This is a genomic window from Hominimerdicola intestinalis, from assembly GCF_054655215.1.
The window spans coordinates 245,869-267,768 of sequence record NZ_BAAHNZ010000001.1 but is presented as its reverse complement, the minus strand read 5'-3'; the positions used below and the strand labels follow the sequence as shown (position 1 = coordinate 267,768).

The window sequence follows — 21,900 nt, the reverse complement described above, 5'->3', positions numbered from 1 at the left end:
GATCGCCTCCTTAACAGTTATCGACATATGTCGTTTATTATTATACACCCTTGCTTTCAGAATGTCAACAGGAAAACGAAAGGAAAAGAGCAAAAAACAAACGGACAGAAACCTCCGTCCGTTTGAAAAACACTTTATTAGCCGATAAATGTTATCTCTCCGCAGTTTCTTGCATTATTTATTGTATCCTGTAAACTGCTGAAAAGCTCACTGTAGCGAAGCGATTTGTTTTCGAAACGATATGCCCCAGCTCTAAGCGAACAAGGTACTTCGGCACCGCTGCAGCTTATTGTTCCGCCGTTTTGCGCAAGCACCTTCTGAGCAAGCTTTCCTGTTTCCTCCTTATCGGAAAGCCCGGTCACCATTGCGAACTCGTCGCCGCCTATCCTGAAAAGGAACATTCCCTCCTCAGCCGCCGAGTCGATTCTTTTCAGGCTTTCCGCTATCATCATATCCCCTGCTTTTCTTCCGATCTCCTTATTTACCCTGTCAAGTCCTACAATATCAAAGCAAAGCACATAAGTTCCGCTTTTGGCTTTAAGCTCGTCGTAAAGCTCAGATATATCAAAGTTTCTATTTCGCATAATATTACCTCCTGTTTTAAATACGTTTTCGTCCGGGATCAATTTCGGGAATATCCCTGTAAATCTCCACTGACTTTTGAATTTTGACGGGGGAGTTCCCCACAGCTTTGTAAAAGCTCTGGTAAAGACCTCCGGGGAATTATACTGATATTTAAATGCCGTTTCGGTTACGCTCAGACCCGAATGAACCAGATCGTAAGCGGCATTTGTAAGCCTGCGCTTTGAAATATACTCCTTCAGACTGGTGCGTGAACAGTATCTCCATATCTTCTGAAGATTTGAAAGCGAGCAGAAACAAGCATCTGCTATATCCTCCTGAGAAATTTCACAGCAGAGATGTTCCTCTATAAAATTAAGCGCGTCTGCAAATATACAGAAATTATTCATTATATCAGCTCTCCCTTTGGAAAAAAGGTAACGTTACACAGTTTTTTTCCTGTAATTATATTATAGCAGACCGCCGCCTATCTGTCTTGACCTTTTGAGTAAAAAAATATCCGCCTGAAACTTTCAGACGGATATTATATCACTGAGGTATCATAAGCTTACCGCTTTTAAGCAGATCGAGCATCTGGGTATTCTGAGCGGCGGTTCCGGTGTAATTTCCTACGCCGTTTGTCCATGCGATCTCCTCCTGAAGCGAATAGGTGCTGTATACTCCTATATCCGCAAGTCCCTGATAAAGAGAACCGCCGGTATACGGAGTTTTCTTATAGTACTTTACTCCCGATGTTGCGACCGAGATGTTTTTTGACTGAGCCGAAAGATAGTTCTTTATATTAGTAGTTCTTATTGCAGCGATCTTGAAACGATATCTCGAACCTTTTGAAAGACCTGTTATTTTACAGCTTGCCGCATTGTAAACGTCCAGCTTCTTCACATACTTTCCCGTATCATTGCTATAGATATAGATCCTGTAAAAGCTTGTCCCGCTTACCGTATTCCATTTAAGGGACACGCTTGTTTCCGTTTTGGAGGAAGCCTTAAGACCCGAAGGAGTATTGGGCTTTGTATTGATAGTATAAACCTGACTTGCTATACCCTGCTGTCCGCTGTAAACAGATTTGATCTTGATCTTATATGAAGTATTTCCTTTCAGATATGAGAATCTGTATTCAGTATCCGTTACCTCTCCGACCCTATCGTAGTTTCCTGTTTTGGTATTATACAGATAAGTATAATAGCTTGTCGCTCCGGGAACTGCATTCCATCTTACCCTTACTCCGTTATCAACATAGCTTACAACGCTTATTCCCGTCGGTGCCTGATATACCGGCTTCAGAAGCTTGCCCGATTTCAGCAGATCAAGCATCTGGGTATTCTGAGCGGCAGTTCCTGTATAGTTTCCTACGCCGTTGATAAGAGCTATGCCCTTCTGGAAGCTGTATGATGTAGTAATTCCTATTGATGCAAGACCCTCGGCAAGCGAACCGCCTTTATACGAAGTTTTCGGGTAATACTGCGCTCCCGTAGTCGCAACGGAAATATTTTTCGACTGAGCCGAAAGATAATTCTTTATATCAGTTGTTCTTACCGCAGCGATCTTAAAGCGGTATCTCGCCCCCTTTGTAAGACCTGTTACCTTATAAGACAAAGCGTCGTTTACGTCAGCTTTTTTTGTATAAGACCCCGTATCGTTATCGTACATATAGATACGGTAAAAGCTTGTACCGCTTACCTGATTCCATTTAAGAGTCACGCTGGTTTCCGTCTTTGAAGAAGCCTTTAATCCCGACGGTACAGAGGGCTTTGTACTAATTGTATATACCTTGCTTTCATTTCCCAGCCTGCCGCTGAACGAGGCTCTTACCTTTACCTTATAAAAGGTATTCTCAGCAAGTCCGGATATCCTGTATTCGTTTGTACTTGTAAGCGACTGTCTTTTATAACTTCCGCTCGCCGGATCGTAAACATAAACGTAATAACCGGTCGCTCCCGAAACCTTGTCCCAGCCTATCCTTACTGCGTCAGAAACAACTCCCTTTACGCTTATATTCCTAGGAGCGTCCTCAGGAACAGGCTCAGCTCCCTTTTCTCTGTAAAGTACGTTCATATCGACATAAGTGCTGCCTACTCCGTTAACGTTTCCCGTTCCGGTATACTGCCACATATTAAAATCGCCCGTATAGTTGGTATTGGTAGTATAATGAGCAAGCCAGATCGGATAAGTCTTTCCCAGCGTTTCTCCGTCGATCTCATATGTAAGCCACGACATATTTGCGTAGATCCCCGCCTCATAGCCGGCTTTTTTCACAGTATCGCTGAAAGCCGTGCAAAGGGCGGTTTTCTGCGCCTTTGACAGATTTGCCGCGTCAAGCCTTCCCGTATCGTAATCAACGCCTTCAATATCAAAATAAACGGGCATTTCAAGCTCGTAGCCCTTTATATACTTCAGAACGAACTCCGCTTCCTCTTTAGCCTCGGCGGTATTTATCGCCTGAGTATAGAAATAGACCCCGACATCAAGTCCTGCCGCCTTTGCTCCTTTTATATATGAAGAAAAATTATCGTCAAGCACAAGCTTTCCGTTTCCGTAGCCTCTGTAGCCTACGCGGATAATAGCATACTCGATACCCGACGCCTTTACCTTATTCCAGTCAATTGTGTTCTGATAATAGGATACGTCTATTCCGTATATCTTTTCATGCTCGCTGAACCTTGACTGATGTACAAGGTTTCCCGAACCCCATACTGATCTCAGCCTAGGCTGATTATTTACAAACTTATGATATGAGGGGTCGTTTTCGGAGCATGGAATCGTATCTCCCTCAAAAACGTACTCCGCAAGCTCCTCCGCTTCGCTCTCAGGCTGCTCCTCAGTCACGCTTTCCTCAGATATGTCAGAAAAAACCACTTCTTCTAAACTGTCAGCCGATGAAAGCTTATCTGAAACCGAACTGTCATTCTGAATAACAGAGCTGTCCATATCGTCGGCATACGCTGTAAGAGCAGGCTGCGCAAGCATTGCCGCCGCCAGTAAAAGCGATATTGCCTTAGTTGAATAACTCATAAAATTAACCGTTCCTTTCGATCCTTTAAATATTCGGTATGTATGTCTTTTTATTTCTGTCTGAATATTTATAATTTCCAAAACCGCTTCCTTACGGCTGTTTCACCTTGCCTTAACCGGAAGCACACCTTTTATACAAGGCGCTTACACATAAATATTATACAGAAAATTTTAATCTCTGTCAACCGTTTTAGGCTATCTGTAATAAATACAAAAGTTTTTTCCATAATAAAATGGCATCATATGACTTGTTTTTACACATAAAGGCTTTTCTTCCGTTCCGTTTACCGAAAGCAGATGTAAATTTCGGCAAAATTAAGGACTAAAGCTATTGAAATCGGGCGGACTGTATGATATACTTATTAATGTATGTGAACAGATCAATAAAACCGTAAATAAAATACAGTGAAAGGAGAAATGCTTCGTTTTCGGGGCATAATAATGCAGATGTTTAAAAAGACAGCTATTTTGAAAAGTCCGTATGATAAGGGAAAGCAGAAGGAAAAATATCTGATGGTATTTCTTTGCGCATTCTTCGGAATGATGGTGGCTTTTCTGCCGTCCATGATAGTAAATAAAGGCATATTCCTTTATTACGGAGATTTCAATTCGCAGCAGATGATGTTTTACCAGCACGCCAACGAAGCGGTAAGGGAGGGCGCAACCGCATGGGACTGGGGCACAGACCTCGGCTCGAATTTTATAGGCTCATATTCGTTCTACCTGCTGGGAAGTCCGTTCTTCTGGCTTTCAACTCTTTTTCCGCTTAAAGCAGTGCCTTATCTGATACCATGGCTGCTTGCTCTCAAGACCGCAGTCGCGGCGCTTACCTCCTACGCTTACATAAGACGCTTTGTAAAAAACCCCAACGCCTCATTTATAGGCGCTATGCTCTATGCGTTTTCGGGGTTCCAGACATACAATGTGTTCTTTAATCATTTTCACGACGTTACGGCGTTCTTCCCTCTGCTGCTGCTTGGCTTCGAGCTGCTTACGCAGGATCATAAAAAGGGAGCGTTTGCTCTTGCAGTGGCGATATGCGCTACTATAAGCTACTTCTTCTTCGTATGCGAGGTCGTATTTACGGTTATCTATTTCTTTTTACGATGTACGGACAAGGAATTTAAGATAGACCTGAAAATATTCGGACTACTTATATTTGAAGCGGTCGTCGGGGTAATGATCTCTGCGGCGATACTAATACCGGCGGTTATCGACGTATTCTCGAATCCGAGAGTGTCCTCGCGTCTGTACGGTCTGGATATGGTCATCTACAGCGAAAACGTCCGTATACCCAGAATAATTCAGTCGTTCTTCATGCTTTCAGATATGCCGGCGAGGATCAATATCCTTAACTCGGACAAGGCGAGATGGGCTTCAATGGCTGGCTACCTCCCTATGTTCTCAATGTGCGGAGTTATCGCTTTTATGAGAACAAGGAAGAGATCGTGGGCTACAAAGCTGGTCGCAGTCTGCGGTATAATGGCTTGCGTACCTGTGCTGAACTCGGTATTCGTTATGTTCAACAGTAGCTATTACGCAAGATGGTACTATATGCCTATTCTTATAATGTGTCTTATGACAGCAAAGGTAATTGATGAAAACAAAGCGGATCTTAAAAAAGGCTTTGTTCCCGTCGTTGCCGTATGCGCAATATTCATAGGAATAGGAATGCTGCCTACTCAGGAAAACGGAAAGACAGTTTACGGAAAGGTCCCTGAGTATATTGAGCTTTATTATATCCAGGCTATAGTTACCGTTCTTATGCTTATTATGCTGTTCTATATTATTTACAGACTCGGCGAAAACAGAAAGAACTGGTACCGTATCGCAAATACAATGACTGCCGCCGCCTGCATTATCTGTATGACCTCGTCGGTAATTTACGGCGCTGCTCAGGGCGACGATAATGCGGATTATATTGAACGGGCGATTAACGGCTCGGACAATATAGATATGGCGAAGCTTGACGGAGATATGTCAGGCTCTCAAAATAATTTCTACAGAATAGATACCTCTGAAAACGTAGACAACTGGTGTATGTTCTGGGGACTTTCCTCAATGAGGACTTTCCACAGCGTTGTTCCTACCTCTATTATGGATTTCTATTCGTCTATAGGTCAGACGAGGGACGTAGCTTCAAGAATGGAAACAAAGCTCTATCCGCTGAGAGGTCTTTTCTCTGTAAAATACTACTTCAAGGAGCTTTCTGACGCTCAGCTTAAAGGAACTGCTCAGAATAATCCGTCCGAAACAATTGCGAATCTGGCAGGTTTCAAATACGTTGACACACAAAACGGCTTCAATATTTACGAAAACGAATATTATGTTCCTATGGGCTTTACCTACGATTACTACACAACCGATGGTATTATACGGTCGGCTCAGGAGATCCATAAGACCAATATCCTTATGAATGCCGTTGTACTCGACCAGAGCCAGATAATCAAATACTCTGACATACTTAAAAAGTACAGCTACGCACCCTCGGAGCTTACCGCCGATAATTACAAGGCGGCCTGCGAGGAAAAACGCGCTCATTCATGCTACTATTTCAAGGAGGACACCAACGGCTTTGACGCAAAGATAGATCTTGACGAATCAAAACTGGTATTCTTCAGCGTTCCCTACGAGCAGGGCTGGACCGCCGAGGTAAACGGAGAGCCTGCTGAAATAGAAAAGGTTTCCTACGGCTTTATGGCGGTAAAATGTCCGGCAGGGGATAATACTATAACCTTCCGCTACAAAACCGCAGGACTTGCAGAAGGAAAGATAATTTCCGCTGCCGGCTGGGGAATACTTCTTATATACATTGCCGCAGGCTATATCTACCGTAAAAAGCACCCGGAAAAGGTTCTTGTAAGCATAACCGAAGAGGGCGGCTCAGAGGAAACTCCTGATAAAGGTTCTGAAAAGAGCGGATCAGACGAAATACAGGAGAATGTCGAAGCTGAGGAAAACGGCGGCGATCAGTAGATCACAGATCTGAAAGGAGTGCGTTTTTATGCACCTAAGCGAAAAAAAGCTCTCAGGAGAACAGATCTTCAGCGGACGGGTAATAGATCTTTCCGTTGACAAAGTAGAGCTTGAAAACGGAAAAATTACTACAAGAGAGCTTATTACTCACCCCGGCGGAGTTTGCGTCGTTCCAATAGACGAAAACGGCGATATATATATGGTAAAGCAGTTCAGATACCCTTTCTCTGAGGTGCTGCTGGAAGTACCTGCCGGAAAGCTTGAAAAGGGCGAGGATCACAGGGAATGCGGCATAAGAGAGCTAAAGGAGGAAATAGGTGCTGAAGCGGGGTATTTTGAATATCTCGGCTGCCTTTATCCTACCGTCGCTTACGATACCGAGATCATTCATATGTATCTTGCAAAGGAATTAAGCTTCGGAGAGCAGAGTCTTGACGACGGCGAATTTATAGACATTGTAAAGCTTCCCTTTGAAAAGGCGGTTGAAATGGTAATGAACAACGAGATACCCGACGCCAAAACGCAGCTTGCAGTATTGAAGGCTAAGCTTACAATTTAAATACTCCTGCATACGGACAGCTAAGACCTGCGGAAAGCTCCGCGGCTTATGCTGTTCTATGTTTGACAAGGGAAAAATAATGTGATATAATAACCTAAAAACCCTAAGCTTTTTACAAAAAGTTTAACAGGGCGGCTTATTAGCAGTTTCAGTCCTTTTCTATTGTATTAAATAATAATGGTAGGAACAGAAAATGATCAAAAAAATAGTAAAGCTTCTGGCTTTCAGAGTTATTTACCCCTGCGCCTACAGGCTGGGCTGTCTTAAACGGCAAAACCGCAGAAGGGTCATATTCGCAGAGGTCAGGCATTCCTTTCTTACCGACAGCTACAGGCTTATATACGATGAGCTGAGCAGGAAACCGGGATACACAACGGAAATAGTATATCTGGTAACAAATCAGGGCGGTCTGTCCTATTTGTGGCGTTATTTTAAGCTGTGCCTGAAAATGGGTTCGGCAGGCTGTATCCTATGCGACGATACCTGCAATCTATTCGGAGCGTTCCGTCTAAGGAAAGGCACAAAGCTTATACAGACCTGGCATTCCTGCGGGGCGTTTAAAAAATGGGGCGAATGTATAAGCGGTTTAAGCTTCGGGGAAGATATTGAGGAGCTCAGAAAATATCCGGCTCATACAAACTATACGCTGTGTACCGTAAGCTCCGAGGAATGTATATGGGCGTTCAAGGCGGCATTCGGCCTGCCGGAAGAAAACGGCTGCGTAAGGGCAGTCGGAGTTTCAAGGACCGACGTTTTTTTCAAGCCTGAAAACCGTACGGCGGCTTACGAACGCTTCGGCAAAGGCTGTCCGGAGGCGGAAAACGCGCGCAGAAGCGGAAAAAAACTGATACTTTACGCTCCTACCTATCGGGGCGATGCGGATAAGGCTTATATACCAGAAAAGCTGGATACAGAGCTTATGAAAAAGGAACTGGGCGGCGAATATATTCTGCTGATAAAGCGGCACGGCTTTGTCAAGAAGAAATGGGATATTCCCGAAAGCTGTGCAGACTTCGCTTTTGACGTATCCGAAAGCATGAATATAGAGGATCTGCTGTTTGTTTCGGATATATGCATTACCGATTATTCCTCGCTTATCTTTGAATACTCGCTTTTTGAAAGACCTATGTTTTTCTTCGCCTTTGATCTGGACGAGTTTTACGATTACAGAGGATTTTTTTACGATTACACTGATTTTGCTCCCGGACCTATTGTAAAGACAACTGAAGGGCTTATCTGTAAAATAAAAGACAAAAACGGATTCGACAGAGACAGAATAAAAGAATTCAGGCAAAAGTTTATGGGCGCTTGTGACGGAAACTCGACTCAGCGGATAGTGGATTACATTACCGCTCCCTGAGCCGTACAGCGCATTATTCCTCAAATTTTTGGAGGTTAACAATGAAATTTGGTATTTTATTGCACAAAAACACTCAGAATATCGGAGATGATATTCAGTCCTTTGCGGCGGCGAACCTGCTGCCGTCAGCCGATTATTTTATAGACAGGGAAACCTTCGATTCATTCAGAACGGAGAATGATGAGCCTGTTGCAGTAGTTATGAGCGCATGGTATATGTGGTCAAAATGGAACTGGCCGCCGTCAAGATATATTGTTCCGCTGTATACAGGAATGCACTGGGCAGATCATCAGATCGCCAATCAGGACGGCTCTCCGGTAAAAACAGAATTTCTTACAGGGATAGGCGGGGAATATCTTAACGCCTATGCTCCTATAGGCTGCCGTGATATGCCTACATTGGAATCCTTCAAGAGCTTGGGGATAGACGCATATTTTTCAGGATGCATAACTCTTACTCTCCCTGAAATGCCCCGTATCAAGCCGGAAAAGGAATATATCTGCTGCGTTGACGTAGAACCTTACGTTATGAAGCATATACGCAAGCTTCTGGAGGGAAGAGATGATCTGGAACTGCGTGAAATAACTCATTACAAGGATTACCGCAATTCAGACGCTTCCTGGGAGGAACGCAAGAAGGCGGTCACCGATCTTCTTACCGTTTATCAGAACGCAAAATGCGTTATTACAAGACGTCTGCACTGCGCCCTTCCGTGTCTTGCTATGAATGTTCCGGTCCTGCTGTTCAACAGCAGAAAACCGTCGGCGGTAGACAGATTTGTTCCTTATTTTGACTGGATACACAACTGCAAACGCAAGGATTTTATCAACGGCTCATACAAATATGATATTACAAATCCTCCTCCTAATAACGGGGGGCATATCGAAACCAGAAACAAGCTTATTAAGACAGTAACGGATTTTGCCGAAAAGTACAAAAACGCTTCGGGAAGCTATAAAGACTACGATCGTCTTAAATATTCCGATGAGGAAGTTATAAAGTGGCGTCACGATACAATGAAAAGAGTAATGTACGACTGGCTTATGTATACCAGAAATGATTTTCAGACTATAAAAACGCTTGAAGCTGAAAATCAAAAATCAGCAAAGGCGCTTGACTCTCAGAAAAAGAAAAGCACAGCCGAGCTGGAAAAGCTTAAACAGGAGATAAAAAGGCTTAAAGCCGAAGTGGCAAGGCTTAAAGCCGATAACGAAAGACTTCGCAGGATCCTTAACTGCCGTCCCGTTAAGACAACTATAAAGCTGAGAAACGCTTTTTTGAAAGACAGCAAAAAGATCAAACTATAAATACGAACGGAGATCATGCCAAATGATATACGGAGCAATGCTTGCAGGCGGCTCTGGCACAAGAATAAAGACCTCGGTAATACCAAAGCAGTTTATTGAGATCAACGGACAGCCTATTATCCTATATACGCTGAAAAATATGCTCAAGGTCGAGCGTTTCGATTATATCTATATCGCCGTAAGAGACGATTATAAGGATTACCTCAGAAAACAGGTAGAGGACAATATCGAACAGAAGCACAAGGTCAGGATCATCAGCGGCGGAAAGGAACGTATCGACTCGATAAACAGCGTTACCGGCGCAATAGTATCCGACAACGGTCTGAGGGAGGACGACGTTATCGTTATTCACGATGCGGTACGTCCCTTTGTTACAGAGAAAATACTCAACGACAGTATTGACTGTGCGGCTCAATACGGAGCCTGCGTCTGCGGACTTCCCTGCGCCGATACTATTCTTCATTCTAAAAGCGGAAAAATAGTAGAGGATATTCCGAACCGAGCCGAGCTGTTCAGCGGACAGGCTCCCGACAGCTTCAGGCTCATGCATTTTATAGATATGAAAAACAATCTTACTGAGGAGCAGAAAAAGGTAATAACCGGCACTTCGCAGATATGCACCTTCAATAATCAGCCTATTTACATTATAGAGGGCGACGCAATCAATTTCAAGATAACTACTGACAGCGATCTTGTAATGGTAAAGCATTTGCTGGGAGAAAACAAATAAAACACAGCTGCCGGATCCCTGCTTGTGAATAGAAACTCGTATAAACTTATTTTTATACCGAAGCACGGCAGAGCGGATATTTATAAACGCAGAACTGCCGAGGCTCAATGTTACTGACGGAAAGGACTCTTTTTATGAAAAGCTTAATTGAAATACCGGAAAAAATGGAGGCTTTGGTACTGGAGGGAGTAGGCGATCTCAGGCTCAAAACCGTTGAAGCGCCAAAGCTGAAAGAAGGCACGGTTATGGTAAAGATCAAGGCCTGCGGTATCTGCTCCAGCGATATACCCAGGATCTTCGTTACCGGAACGTATCACTTTCCTACAATTCCCGGGCATGAATTTTCGGGACAGATAGTTGCTGTAGGCGACGGGGTTGACGAGGCTCTGCTGGGCAGAAAAACCTGCGTATTTCCGCTGCTGCCCTGCGGACACTGCAAGGCCTGCGGACTTGAGGAATATGCCCAGTGCTCAGGCTACAGCTACTTCGGCTCACGCTGCGACGGCGCTTACGCCGAGTATCTTGTCGCTCCGGTCTGGAATCTCGTACCATTTGACGACAGCCTTTCCTATGAAACCGCAGCGCTGTGCGAGCCTGCGGCGGTAAGCCTTCATGCCGTTGACATCGGTCAGATAAAGGAAGGTCAGAACGTAATGATAATCGGTACGGGAACGATAGGCTTCCTTATCGGCGCTTTTGCAAAAAAGGCTACAAAAACGGGAAAGGTAATAATCTGCGGCCGCTCACAGAATAAGCTTGAATATGCAAAAAAACTGGGCTTTGAAACCGTCAACCCAAAGGACGAGCCTATTCCCGACGCTATCAGGAGAATAACCGGAAGCGACGGCGCAGACGTAAGCTTTGAAGCGGTAGGAACAAACGAAGCTATTGAAAACGCTGTAAGGGCTACCGGCGCACTTGGCAGGATAGTTCTTGTCGGAAATCCGGCAAGCGACCTTGCTATGCCTAAGGATGTGTACTGGTCGATACTTAGAAAGCAGATAACCGTAGCAGGCTCATGGAATTCCAGTTACAACAGCAGGGTAAACGACTGGGCAAAGGCTCTGGAGATATTTGAAAGCGGAGAGCTTAACGTAAGGGAGCTTATTACTCATACCTTTCCGATCTCGGAGCAGAAAAAGGCTTTTGCGGCTTTAAAGGATCCCAACGAATTTACCGTAAAGGTAATGTTTACTTTTGATTAATTTAAGGAAAATGTGATTTGATATATGGATACAATGCTTACACCCGAGCAGCTTGAATTTTATGAGGAAAGAAAGAAAGCGGCAGAAGAGCAGGAACGCAGAGGAAAAAAATACGCACTTATAACGAATATTGAATTCAGACGTGTAATAATGCATATCAGCGGCGAATTGAAAGGCTTTGACAGCTTTGAAAATTTAAGCGCCAGATTCGTTACCCGTAACAGAACTCTTGCCTTTTATCCTCAGAGCTTTGAGCTGGAGGGAAACCGGTTTCATCTAAGCTTCAACATAATGAGCGTCAACTGTGAAAAGCCTGTCCAGACGGGCAATTACTACCTTGTTTTATTCAGGGAATACGACGGAATGGAAGCGGAATTTTCGCCCGAGATCACCGAGGATCCCAATACCGAGATAGTTGTTCGTTCGGGAACGGTCTACAGAATTACCTATGACGATGAAGGAAACGTTTCGGAAAAGCTTGAGCTTACCAGCGAATACCCCTCCTTTATTTCTCCGGAATTTGAATGCGAAATAAATAAGCTCAAGGATAATCCGCTTAACTTCAGGCTCAGAAGAAGCGCGTCAAACCTTTTCTACTGCGATTCGCTGACAGATATGGACACAATGGAATATTCGGTCAATGTAGAATATAAAGAACCGCTGCCCCCTCAGACCCTTTTCAGAAGAATTAAAAAGCGATGGAAAGAGCGCAGGGACAGAATGGTCAAGGATCTCAATGCGTTTAATCTGTTCCTGTACAAAGGTTTTTTCAGGCTCTTCGCTAAATTTGCAAAGAAGAAGGGCAATGTGATCCTGTTTGCTTCCGGCTCAAGAGCCGAAATTGGAGGAAACGAAAAGTTTATATACGACAGAATGATAGAGCGGGGTCTTGACAAAAAGTACAAATTCCGCTTTGATTTCAAGGAAAGCATAAATATAAAGCGCAACAGCTTTAAAATGCTCAGGTTTACCTGGTATCTCGCTACGTCTGATATAATTATAATCGACGACTATTATCCCGAGATCTACAAGGTAGATTATCCGCCTAACGTAAAGATCCTTCAGGTATGGCATGCCTGCGGAGCGTTTAAGTCGCTGGGCTTTGAAAGACTTGGCAAGCCGGGCGCACCTCCGTTCAATACGAGAGTCCATAAATGCTACACTCATGTTCCCGTAAGCTCTTATCATTCGGCGAAGCATCATGCCGAGGGCTTCGGTATAGACGAAAGCAAGTTTTATCCAGTCGGAATTCCGAGGACGGATATTTTCTTTGACGAAGAATACAAAACCGCTACCAGAGAGAGAATGCTCGAGGAATTTCCCGCCTGCAAAACAGCGTCTAAGGTTTATCTTTACGCTCCGACTTTCAGAGGCGACAACGCCGAAAATGCTTATTTCCCATTTGATAAGTTTGATCTGGACGTATGGGGGAATTTTTTGCGGGCAACAAATTCAGTCCTTATCATAAAGCTTCACCCGTTTGTAACAAGACGGGTCGAGATCCCTCCGAAATACTCGGATATTATTCTTGACGCCTCCGACTACCGTGAGGTAAACGATATTCTGTTTATCGTAGACGTGCTTATAACAGACTATTCGTCAATAATCTACGAAATGTCGCTTCTCAGAAAGCCTATGCTTTTCTTTGCGTTCGACCAGAAATACTATGAAGCGACAAGAGATTTCTACGAGCCTTATGAGGAGCTTGTTCCGGGAAAGATAGTTCATTCCTTTGAAGAGCTTATGGAAGCAATGAAAAACGGCGATTATCAGTTCCACAAGATGGACAGCTTTATAAAGAAGAATTTTACCTATACGGACGGAAAAGCAACCGACAGAGTTATCGACCGGCTTATCATCGGACTGCCCGAAGATAAAGACGGTACAGGAAAGGATTGATCCCCATGAATTCATCAGAAAAAGGAATGATCTCGGTTTCAATGATGTGCGTAAGCATAGACCAGACTATGGATTATCTTGCCGCTTTTGAAAAAAACGGCGTCGAGTATCTGCATATTGATATTATGGACGGTGAGTTCGTACCTAATATCACTCTTGGAACGGATTATGTAAAACAGCTCAGAAAGCTTACTGCAATACCCTTTGATTTTCACTTTATGGTTACGGAGCCGGAGGAGAAAATGAAGTGGTACGACATACGGGAAAACGACTACGTCGCAGTTCACTATGAATCCACAAGACATATCGACAAATGTATGCAGTATATAAAGAGCCTTAGAGCAAAGCCTATTCTCGCGCTTAATCCGGGTACTCCCGTATGCGTTATCGAAGAAGTGCTTGATTACCTTGACGGAGTTCTGGTTATGAGCGTAAACCCCGGGTTTGCAGGACAGAAGCTTATTCCCGGCACACTTGAAAAGGTTAAGCGTGTAAGAAGCTTTCTTGACGAGCGCGGCAGGCAGGACGTTATAATCGAGTCGGACGGAAATATGTCAAACGAAAACGTAAGACTTGCTTACAGAGCAGGCTCAAGAATTTTCGTTGCAGGCACTTCCAGCATCATAAAGCCATCCCTTGACGGAGTGGACGAAAGAATTGCCGAGAAAAGAAAACACATGACCTTATGATCTGTTTGATCCGTCCTTTTCGGGGGCGGATCTTTTATTTTTTATTTATCATAAATAAAACCCCCTCTATAAATAGGCGAAAAAGGGGGAAAAGTTGCACGCAAATATGCAACTATGAACGAAAAAGTTTTTAATTAAATCAAATTTTGTATAACTGCACAAAAGATCCGCTGTAAATTTATACAATATAACAGCAGGCATTGCGGTTTTCGGAAGCTTAGTATAATCTGCCGAAAAGGGCAAACAATAACCGTAATAATCATCAGCGTGAAAGATCTTAACAAAATTACGGATTGGAGGATTGCCCTGCACAGAACTGTTTCACGGCTGTCAAGAGCCTGCGCAGGGCGGCAAAATGGATATAAAGCTCAGTAAATCGCAGTATTCGGAATTGTACAAGGAGGCCTCTGAAGGGACAAAATGGTATATAACCATACCAAAGGCGTTCGTTATAGGCGGCCTTATCTGTATGCTTGGGGAAGCGCTGCTTAATATGTACTCTAACTACGGACTTTCGGAGAAAAACGCCGGCATAGCGACCTCAATAACGCTTATCCTGATCTCGGCTATCCTGACCGGCTTCGGACTTTACGACAAAATTGCAAAGCACGGCGGAGCAGGTACGCTTGTACCTATTACCGGTTTCGCCAACTCGGTCGTAGCTCCGGCTATCGAGTTTAAAACAGAGGGTCTAGTTCTCGGACTTGGAGCTAAGATATTTATTATTTCAGGGCCGGTAATACTTTACGGTACACTTGCAAGCGTTATTTACGGTCTGATATACTATTTATTCCTAAGATAAGCATTAAAGCCGCAATTACAAAACGTCTGCAAATCACGCAGAAAACTAATCTCATTTATCCGACAGGACAAAATGCGTGCTGCTCTTGAAGTTTTTTATTATTTGTGTTATTATAGATATAAAGAAAGTAAAATACAAAGGACGGCTGATTCAAATGCTTAAAAAGCTGCTTTCAAGAGAAGAATGTGCAAAATGCAGGATCTGCTGCTGCTTTGACAGCTCAGATATATGGGAGGCTCCCGTAATAGACTCTGAAAAGTCACAGCAGATAACAAAGGATTTCAGATCTGATCAGGAGTTTGTTGAAAAGGACGGTCATTATCTGCTGAAAATGAAAAAAGAGCCAAACCGTGACCTTTATTACTGCTCTCTTCTGGATCATGAAAAGGGCTGCATAATGGGAAACGAAAAGCCTTTTGATTGTAGGATCTGGCCTTTCAGAATAATGTCGCTGAACGGAAGAAGAGTCATAACGCTTTCACCTGTCTGTCCTGTTGTCAAGACCCGCCCGCTTAACGATATTATGAACGTATGCGGAGAAATAAGCGAAGAGATATTTAATGAAGCCCGCAAACATCCCGAATACGTCAAGCCTTATATAAGCGGCTATCCTATTGTAGCCGTTGAGGAAGAACCAATTAAATCTGAATAAGCAAAAGCTGCCTCAGACTTATTTCAGTCCGAGGCAGCTTATTTTATTTTGCATTTGCAAGCATAAGCTTTATTCTGTTTTCCTGATTTACCTTTGTAGCGCCAGGGTCGTAGTCTATAGCCACTATATTTGCGTCGGGATACGCTTCCTTGATAACTCTTGACATACCCTTCGCAACTATATGATTAGGCAGACATCCGAAAGGCTGAGTACAGATAATATTCTTGGTGCCGGTTTCAGCAAGCGCCGCCATTTCAGCCGTAATAAGCCAGCCTTCTCCCATTTTTACTCCCTGATGAATATACTTGTCAGCACAGCTTCTGAGATGTTCAAAATCGTGAGGCGGCTGAAAGACGCCATGCTCCTCTATTATCTTTATCTGCTGACGCTGAAATTTATACAGCACCTTATAGCCTATTCCGTACATAAGGGTACGGCTTGATCTTCTGTCGTAAAGATCCGCGTCGTTGATAAGGTCGGAGGCACAGTAAAGAATAAAATCAAGAAGTCCCGGTACGTTAGGCTCGCAGCCCTCCGAAAGCAGAAATTCGTTCAGATTGTTATTCGCCAGCGGAGAATATTTAACATATATCTCACCTACTATACCTACCCTCGGCTTCTTTTCCTTTGAACGGGGTATCGCTGCAAATTCTTTTAGCATTGCCTTATATATCGGCTTCGGCGATAAATAATCGTTGGTATCCATAAGCCTGCCCAGTCTGTGCTGCCATCTTGCAAGCAGCTGATCGGTAATATTCGGTTTTAGCTCATAGGGCTTGCACTGATTGTACAGCAGCATAAGCATATCGCCGTACATAACGGCGTAGACCAGTCTGAGCGCTATTGCCGGTGTCATAGGAAACGCCGGATTCTTTTCAAGTCCGCTGAAGTTCAGGGATATTACCGGGACCTGAGGAAACTGAGAGGCTACGGCCTTTCTTATAAGATGAATATAGTTTGAGGCACGGCAGCCGCCGCCCGTCTGTGACATAAGCAGAGCAGTCTTGTTAACGTCGTATTTTCCGCTTTTCAGTGCGTCCATAAACTGTCCGATAACAAGCAGCGCCGGATAGCAGGCGTCGTTATGGGTATTCTTCAGACCCTCGTCTATAACGTTTCTGGAGGTATTCTGAAGCAGCTCCATATGATAGCCGTATTTTTCATATATTTTTATTATCAGCTTAAAATGAATCGGAAGCATATCGGGAATAAGAATAGTGTAATCCTTTTTCATATCCTCGGTAAAGACCGTTTTAAAGACCCGTTCTGAACCCATTTTAGCCGTATTTTTTTCGCTCACTTTGCACTTTCCTCCTTTTCCTCAAGCGCAGCGGCAAGAGAACGAAGTCTTATCTTTGCTGCGCCCAGATTTGTTATCTCATCTATTTTCAGCTGAGTATAAAGCTTTCCGTTTTCCTCAAGAATAGCTCTTACCTCGTCTGTAGTTACAGCGTCTATTCCGCAGCCGAAAGACACAAGCTGAACAAGCTGCATATCGTCGTTCCGACAGACGTACTGCGCAGCTCTGTAAAGCCTTGAATGGTACGTCCACTGGTTCAGAACGTCAAGCGGCGGACAGTCTACCAGTCCTGAAACGCTGTCCTCCGTAATTACCGCAAAGCCAAGAGAGCAGATAAGCTTATGTATTCCGTGATTTATTTCAGGATCTATATGATACGGACGTCCTGCAAGAACGATTATCTTCTGACCTCTGCTTCTTGCCTGAGAAATTATCTCCTGAGCCTTTTTCTCAATATGACGGCGGTGTCTTACCTGCTCGGAATAAGCCTTGTTAAGAACAGAGGCTACCTGCTTCGCAGTAATACCGTATGCTGAAAGCGAAGCCGCTACTGCCTTTGCAGCGTGCTTCTTTATATTTATATCAAGATAGGGCGCGATAAAATTACTGCTGTTAAGTTCGGGAATATTTGCTTTTAAAAGCTCGGGGTAATAAGCTACAACAGGGCAGTTATAATGATTATCCGACTGACCCTCATCAACGTTATAACTCATGCAGGGATAGAATATAAAATCCACGCCCTTATCGAGCAGGCTCTGGATATGACCGTGACACAGCTTTGCAGGATAGCATACCGTATCCGACGGGATAGTCTGCTGACCCTTATAATAGGTATCTCTTGTGGATTCCTCTGAGAATATGACTTCAAAGCCCAGTTCGGTAAGCAGGGTATGGAAAAACGGCATCTGGTCGTAGAATTCCAGCGCAAGGGGTATACCCGCCTTAGCTATAGGCTTGGACGGTTTTCTATTTTCAAGCTCAAGGATACGGCCGTATTTATATTCCACCATATTTTCTATACGGTTTTCTATTTTTATGCCGGCGCCCTTTTCACAGCGGTTCCCTGAAATAAACCTGTGTCCGTCGCTGAATTTAATTATCGTAAGGTTGCAGTGAGCCGTACAGCCTTTGCACTGAACGGCGGCAGAATTATATGCAAACTGCTTTAATCCGTCAAAATCCAGAAGTCCGGACGGAGCATCGCTGTTCCTTGACTTTTCCATTGCGAAAAGCGCACAGCCAAGAGCGCCCATAAGTCCTGCTATAGCCGGACGTATAACGTTTCTGCCAAGCTCGATCTCAAAGGAACGCAGTACGGCGTCGTTGAGGAAGGTTCCTCCCTGCACCACAATATTTTTTCCGAGCTCCTCCACCGATTTTGCTCTTATTACTTTATATATAGCATTTTTGATTATAGACGAGGAAAGTCCTGCGGAAATATCCTCAACGCTCGCTCCGTCCTTCTGAGCCTGCTTTACCGAGGAATTCATAAATACCGTACATCTTGAGCCAAGCTCTACAGGCGCCTTTGCAAAAAGCCCAAGCCTTGCAAACTCGGATATTTCATAACCCATCGCCTGAGCAAAGGTCTGTATAAACGAGCCGCAGCCGGAAGAACAGGCCTCATTCAGCATAATACTGTCTATAGCGTTGTTTTTTATCTTAAAGCATTTTATATCCTGTCCGCCTATATCAATAATAAAGTCAACGTCAGGACAGAAATACGCCGCCGCTTTATAATGAGCGACAGTTTCTACTATACCGTAATCGACGCCCAAACCGGCTTTAATAAGATCCTCCCCGTAGCCCGTTACCGCAGAGGCCTTTATATTCAGACCGTCGGCGCATATCGTATATATCTCCTCAAGCTTTGAAGCTATAACGTCAAGCGGCTGTCCCTTATTTGAACCGTAATACTGGTACAGCAGCTTTCCCTCCGGAGTAATAAGCACAAGCTTTGTAGTAGTAGAGCCGGCGTCTATTCCCAGATAAGCGTCGCCGGTATAAGTCTTTATATCCTCATATTTCAAATCAGACTGCTTATGACGGTCTACAAAACGCCTGTAATCCTCCTGTGACTCAAACAGCGGCTTTCCTGTAACTATTGAATCCTTTGCCTTAGCGTTAAGTATTTTGTCAAGCGCCTCGTCTATCGTCATCTCCTCGCTCATCTGCTGAGCGTGAAGCGCCGAGCCGTAAGCCATAAAGCAGGGGGCAAGCTCAGGAAATACCGCATTGTCTGCGTCAAGTCCGAGAGTATCCGTAAACGCCTTTCTCAAACCGCTTAGGAACGACAGAGGTCCTCCGAGGAAAAGCACCTTTCCGGCTATCTTCCTGCCCTGAGCAAGACCCGAAACCGTCTGATCAACTACCGCCTGAAAAATAGAAGCGGCTATATCCTCCTTCTTAGCGCCCTGATTAAGCAGCGGCTGTATATCTGATTTTGCAAAAACTCCGCAGCGCGAAGCTATCGGATAAAGTTTTTGACTATGTAAGGAAAGCTCGTTAAGCTCGTCCGGCGATACTCCCAGAAGCCCTGCCATCTGGTCTATAAACGCCCCGGTTCCTCCGGCGCAGGAGCCGTTCATTCTCTGCTCGACTCCTCCGGTAAGGAAAATTATCTTTGCGTCCTCTCCCCCCAGCTCGACTACTACGTCGGCGTCCGGATAGGACTTGTTAACTGCGGTAAAGGCAGAGAAAACCTCCTGAACGAAGGTTATTCCGCATGCCTCGGCTATACCGAGACCGGCTGAGCCTGTTATCGCAATTTTAAATTTATCGGCAGGATATAAATCCCTTATGATTCTCAGCTGTTCCCCTACAGTTTCCCTTACCTTTGAAAAATGTCTTTCGTATTTATTGTATATAATATCATCACCGTCAAGAATAACCGTCTTAACAGTAGTAGAGCCCACATCTATTCCAAGGCTGTAAATTTTACTCATCAATATTACCTCATTGCTGTTCTGAAATTTCGTATACATTATATATTATAGCATAATCTCTGCAAAAAGCAAATACTTTTTATAAATATTTGATTTTTATCATATTCCAATTTCTTCTCGTCAGATGAACTACAAAACCGTGGGGATCTTTCCGCCCGCACTTTGTTAATAAAGAAAACAGATACGTTCAATATCATTGGTCAAGCCGTTTCTCAAAATCAGATACAGGCATAATAATCGCCTTGTACCATACCGCAGCATATTTCCCTTATAAGATCAAGCTGTTTTTTCCTTGATTCCCTCTGCAGCTGTTTTTGCAAAAGCAGTTCAAAAAATTGCCCCGCTTCTGAATGGTATTATTTTAAATTATATCATATATAAATAACAAAATCAAGCCGTTTCCCTCTGCTCGAGATTGATCCGTTCATAAAATATTTGTATATCAAATATAAAATCTATTTGAAAGATCTATCGTTTTATGGTATTATTAAATAGTTATCGTTTTATTATGTACCATACTCATAATATTGTGTCAACCTAAGGTTGCACATAAAGAAGAAATGCCAAGCCTGTGTTGGTTGTAAAACCATGTAGCCTGTGTTATACTGCTAAATGTACTCTTACAGTATAAATTTGATAAGGATTTTCAGACGGCTTTTCAATATGTACAGCCATTTGTCATTATACCAAACGGTTACAAAACTATCGACGAGTATATGAAAATAAACGGATTGACGCACGTCTGGGAAGGCGTTATTCCCTGCTTTGAAACAGACGGAGAAAGTATGGATATCTATATTGCTTGTGAATGAGGAAGTAAAAGCTATTATCAGAAACAAGTGATTTTCAGCTTACTGTTTCATTTCGTTACGCACCTATTTTATAGCAGCATAAGCTGCCACTATGTTTTTATCTCATAGTGGCAGCTTCGCTTATAAAGAAAGGATCCTTTTATGATATATACCATTACCTTCAATCCATCTCTGGATTATACTGTTACAGTTGACGATTATGTTCACGGAAGTACAAACCGAAGCAGAAATGAGCATATCCTTATCGGCGGCAAAGGAGTTAACGTTTCCGCAGTTTTGAAAAACCTGGGGGTTGAATCGTCAGTTCTGGGCTTTACAGCAGGCTTTACCGGGGAGCAGATCGAACGCGGACTAGAAAAGCAGGGACTCAGCTGCGATTTTATCAGATTAAACAGCGGATTTTCTCGAATAAACGTCAAAATAAAGGGCAGCAGCGAAACTGAGATAAACGGGTCAGGTCCTGATATTTCAGAGAGGGAAGTTAATTTGCTTAAAACAAAGCTTTCAAGGCTCAGCAGCGGTGACTACCTCGTGCTTGCGGGAAGTATTCCCAGATCCGTTCCGAATACCGTTTACAGCGATATATCGGCTGAAATGGCTGAGCGCGGAGTAAACGTCATTGCAGACGCCTCGGGGAAACTGCTTCTGAATCTGCTCAAATACCATCCGTTTTTAATAAAACCCAACAATTATGAGCTTGAGGAGCTGTTCGCAGTACGGCTAGGAAGCGACAAGGATAAAATTGCTCATTATGCGGCAAGGCTTCAGGAAATGGGTGCGCAGAACGTTATAGTTTCAATGGCTGGCGACGGCGCAGTCATGCTTACCTCTGACGGAAATACAATCTATGCCGACGCTCCTAAGGGCAAGGTAAAAAACTCAGTCGGAGCAGGAGATTCAATGGTCGCAGGCTTTCTCTGCGGCTGGCTTGAAGCAGGTGATTATCTTCACGCTTTTAAAATGAGCATAGCGGCAGGAAGCGCCAGCGCTTTTTCCGAAGAACTTGCAGCGGCGAATGAGATAATGAAGATATATAAGTCGCTGAAAATATAAACCGATAGACCTGCCGT

The 21,900-nt window shown here is 43.8% G+C and carries 15 protein-coding genes; 11 read left to right on the top strand and 4 right to left on the bottom strand.

What is annotated here, in order from left to right:
• Positions 1 to 137 precede the first annotated feature (137 nt).
• Together ACYQ0H_RS01290 and ACYQ0H_RS01285 are read right to left on the bottom strand one after the other, a co-directional pair.
• Positions 138 to 971 carry a helix-turn-helix domain-containing protein gene (locus tag ACYQ0H_RS01290; protein ID WP_459811019.1) on the bottom strand — a complete coding sequence of 278 codons (834 nt, stop codon included), beginning with the start codon at positions 969 to 971 and terminating at the stop codon, positions 138 to 140.
• Between the two features lie 139 nt (positions 972 to 1,110).
• Entirely contained in the window at positions 1,111 to 3,594 is a 2,484-nt protein-coding gene (locus ACYQ0H_RS01285) for a GH25 family lysozyme (RefSeq protein ID WP_459811018.1), read from the bottom strand.
• 441 nt (positions 3,595 to 4,035) lie between these two features.
• Here ACYQ0H_RS01285 and ACYQ0H_RS01280 point away from each other — a divergent pair, with 441 nt between their 5' ends.
• The 10 genes from ACYQ0H_RS01280 (at position 4,036) to ACYQ0H_RS01235 (ending at position 15,773) form a co-directional block, all read left to right on the top strand.
• Complete coding sequence (locus ACYQ0H_RS01280) at positions 4,036 to 6,570, top strand: YfhO family protein (protein ID WP_459811017.1); 2,535 nt, start codon at positions 4,036 to 4,038, stop codon at positions 6,568 to 6,570.
• Between the two features lie 28 nt (positions 6,571 to 6,598).
• Positions 6,599 to 7,129 (top strand): NUDIX domain-containing protein, encoded by a 531-nt coding sequence (locus tag ACYQ0H_RS01275; protein WP_459811016.1) that lies wholly within the window; start codon positions 6,599 to 6,601, stop codon positions 7,127 to 7,129.
• Between the two features lie 193 nt (positions 7,130 to 7,322).
• Positions 7,323 to 8,489, top strand: a complete 1,167-nt coding sequence (locus ACYQ0H_RS01270; protein ID WP_459811015.1) for a CDP-glycerol glycerophosphotransferase family protein — start codon at positions 7,323 to 7,325, stop codon at positions 8,487 to 8,489.
• Positions 8,490 to 8,530: 41 nt separating this feature from the next.
• Entirely contained in the window at positions 8,531 to 9,796 is a 1,266-nt protein-coding gene (locus ACYQ0H_RS01265) for a polysaccharide pyruvyl transferase family protein (protein ID WP_459811014.1), read from the top strand.
• A gap of 22 nt (positions 9,797 to 9,818) precedes the next feature.
• A complete protein-coding gene (locus ACYQ0H_RS01260; RefSeq protein WP_459811013.1) occupies positions 9,819 to 10,526 on the top strand; it encodes an IspD/TarI family cytidylyltransferase in 708 nt (235 codons plus the stop codon).
• A gap of 134 nt (positions 10,527 to 10,660) precedes the next feature.
• Positions 10,661 to 11,731 (top strand): galactitol-1-phosphate 5-dehydrogenase, encoded by a 1,071-nt coding sequence (locus ACYQ0H_RS01255; protein ID WP_459811012.1) that lies wholly within the window; start codon positions 10,661 to 10,663, stop codon positions 11,729 to 11,731.
• 24 nt (positions 11,732 to 11,755) lie between these two features.
• On the top strand, positions 11,756 to 13,630 hold the full coding sequence (locus ACYQ0H_RS01250) for a CDP-glycerol glycerophosphotransferase family protein (RefSeq protein ID WP_459811011.1): 1,875 nt from the start codon (positions 11,756 to 11,758) through the stop codon (positions 13,628 to 13,630).
• Positions 13,631 to 13,635: 5 nt separating this feature from the next.
• Positions 13,636 to 14,319 carry a ribulose-phosphate 3-epimerase gene (locus ACYQ0H_RS01245; protein WP_459811010.1) on the top strand — a complete coding sequence of 228 codons (684 nt, stop codon included), beginning with the start codon at positions 13,636 to 13,638 and terminating at the stop codon, positions 14,317 to 14,319.
• A gap of 361 nt (positions 14,320 to 14,680) precedes the next feature.
• Entirely contained in the window at positions 14,681 to 15,121 is a 441-nt protein-coding gene (spoVAC, locus tag ACYQ0H_RS01240) for a stage V sporulation protein AC (protein ID WP_459811226.1), read from the top strand.
• Between the two features lie 154 nt (positions 15,122 to 15,275).
• On the top strand, positions 15,276 to 15,773 hold the full coding sequence (locus ACYQ0H_RS01235; protein ID WP_459811009.1) for a hypothetical protein: 498 nt from the start codon (positions 15,276 to 15,278) through the stop codon (positions 15,771 to 15,773).
• Between the two features lie 43 nt (positions 15,774 to 15,816).
• Here ACYQ0H_RS01235 and ACYQ0H_RS01230 read toward each other — a convergent pair whose 3' ends face one another.
• Together ACYQ0H_RS01230 and ACYQ0H_RS01225 are read right to left on the bottom strand one after the other, a co-directional pair.
• Complete coding sequence (locus ACYQ0H_RS01230) at positions 15,817 to 17,049, bottom strand: 2-hydroxyglutaryl-CoA dehydratase (RefSeq protein WP_459811225.1); 1,233 nt, start codon at positions 17,047 to 17,049, stop codon at positions 15,817 to 15,819.
• A 20-nt stretch (positions 17,050 to 17,069) separates the two neighbouring features.
• Positions 17,070 to 20,018 (bottom strand): acyl-CoA dehydratase activase, encoded by a 2,949-nt coding sequence (locus tag ACYQ0H_RS01225; protein ID WP_459811008.1) that lies wholly within the window; start codon positions 20,016 to 20,018, stop codon positions 17,070 to 17,072.
• Between the two features lie 953 nt (positions 20,019 to 20,971).
• Between ACYQ0H_RS01225 and pfkB the strand changes: the two genes are divergently transcribed.
• Complete coding sequence (pfkB, locus tag ACYQ0H_RS01220; protein WP_459811007.1) at positions 20,972 to 21,883, top strand: 1-phosphofructokinase; 912 nt, start codon at positions 20,972 to 20,974, stop codon at positions 21,881 to 21,883.
• Positions 21,884 to 21,900 lie beyond the last annotated feature (17 nt).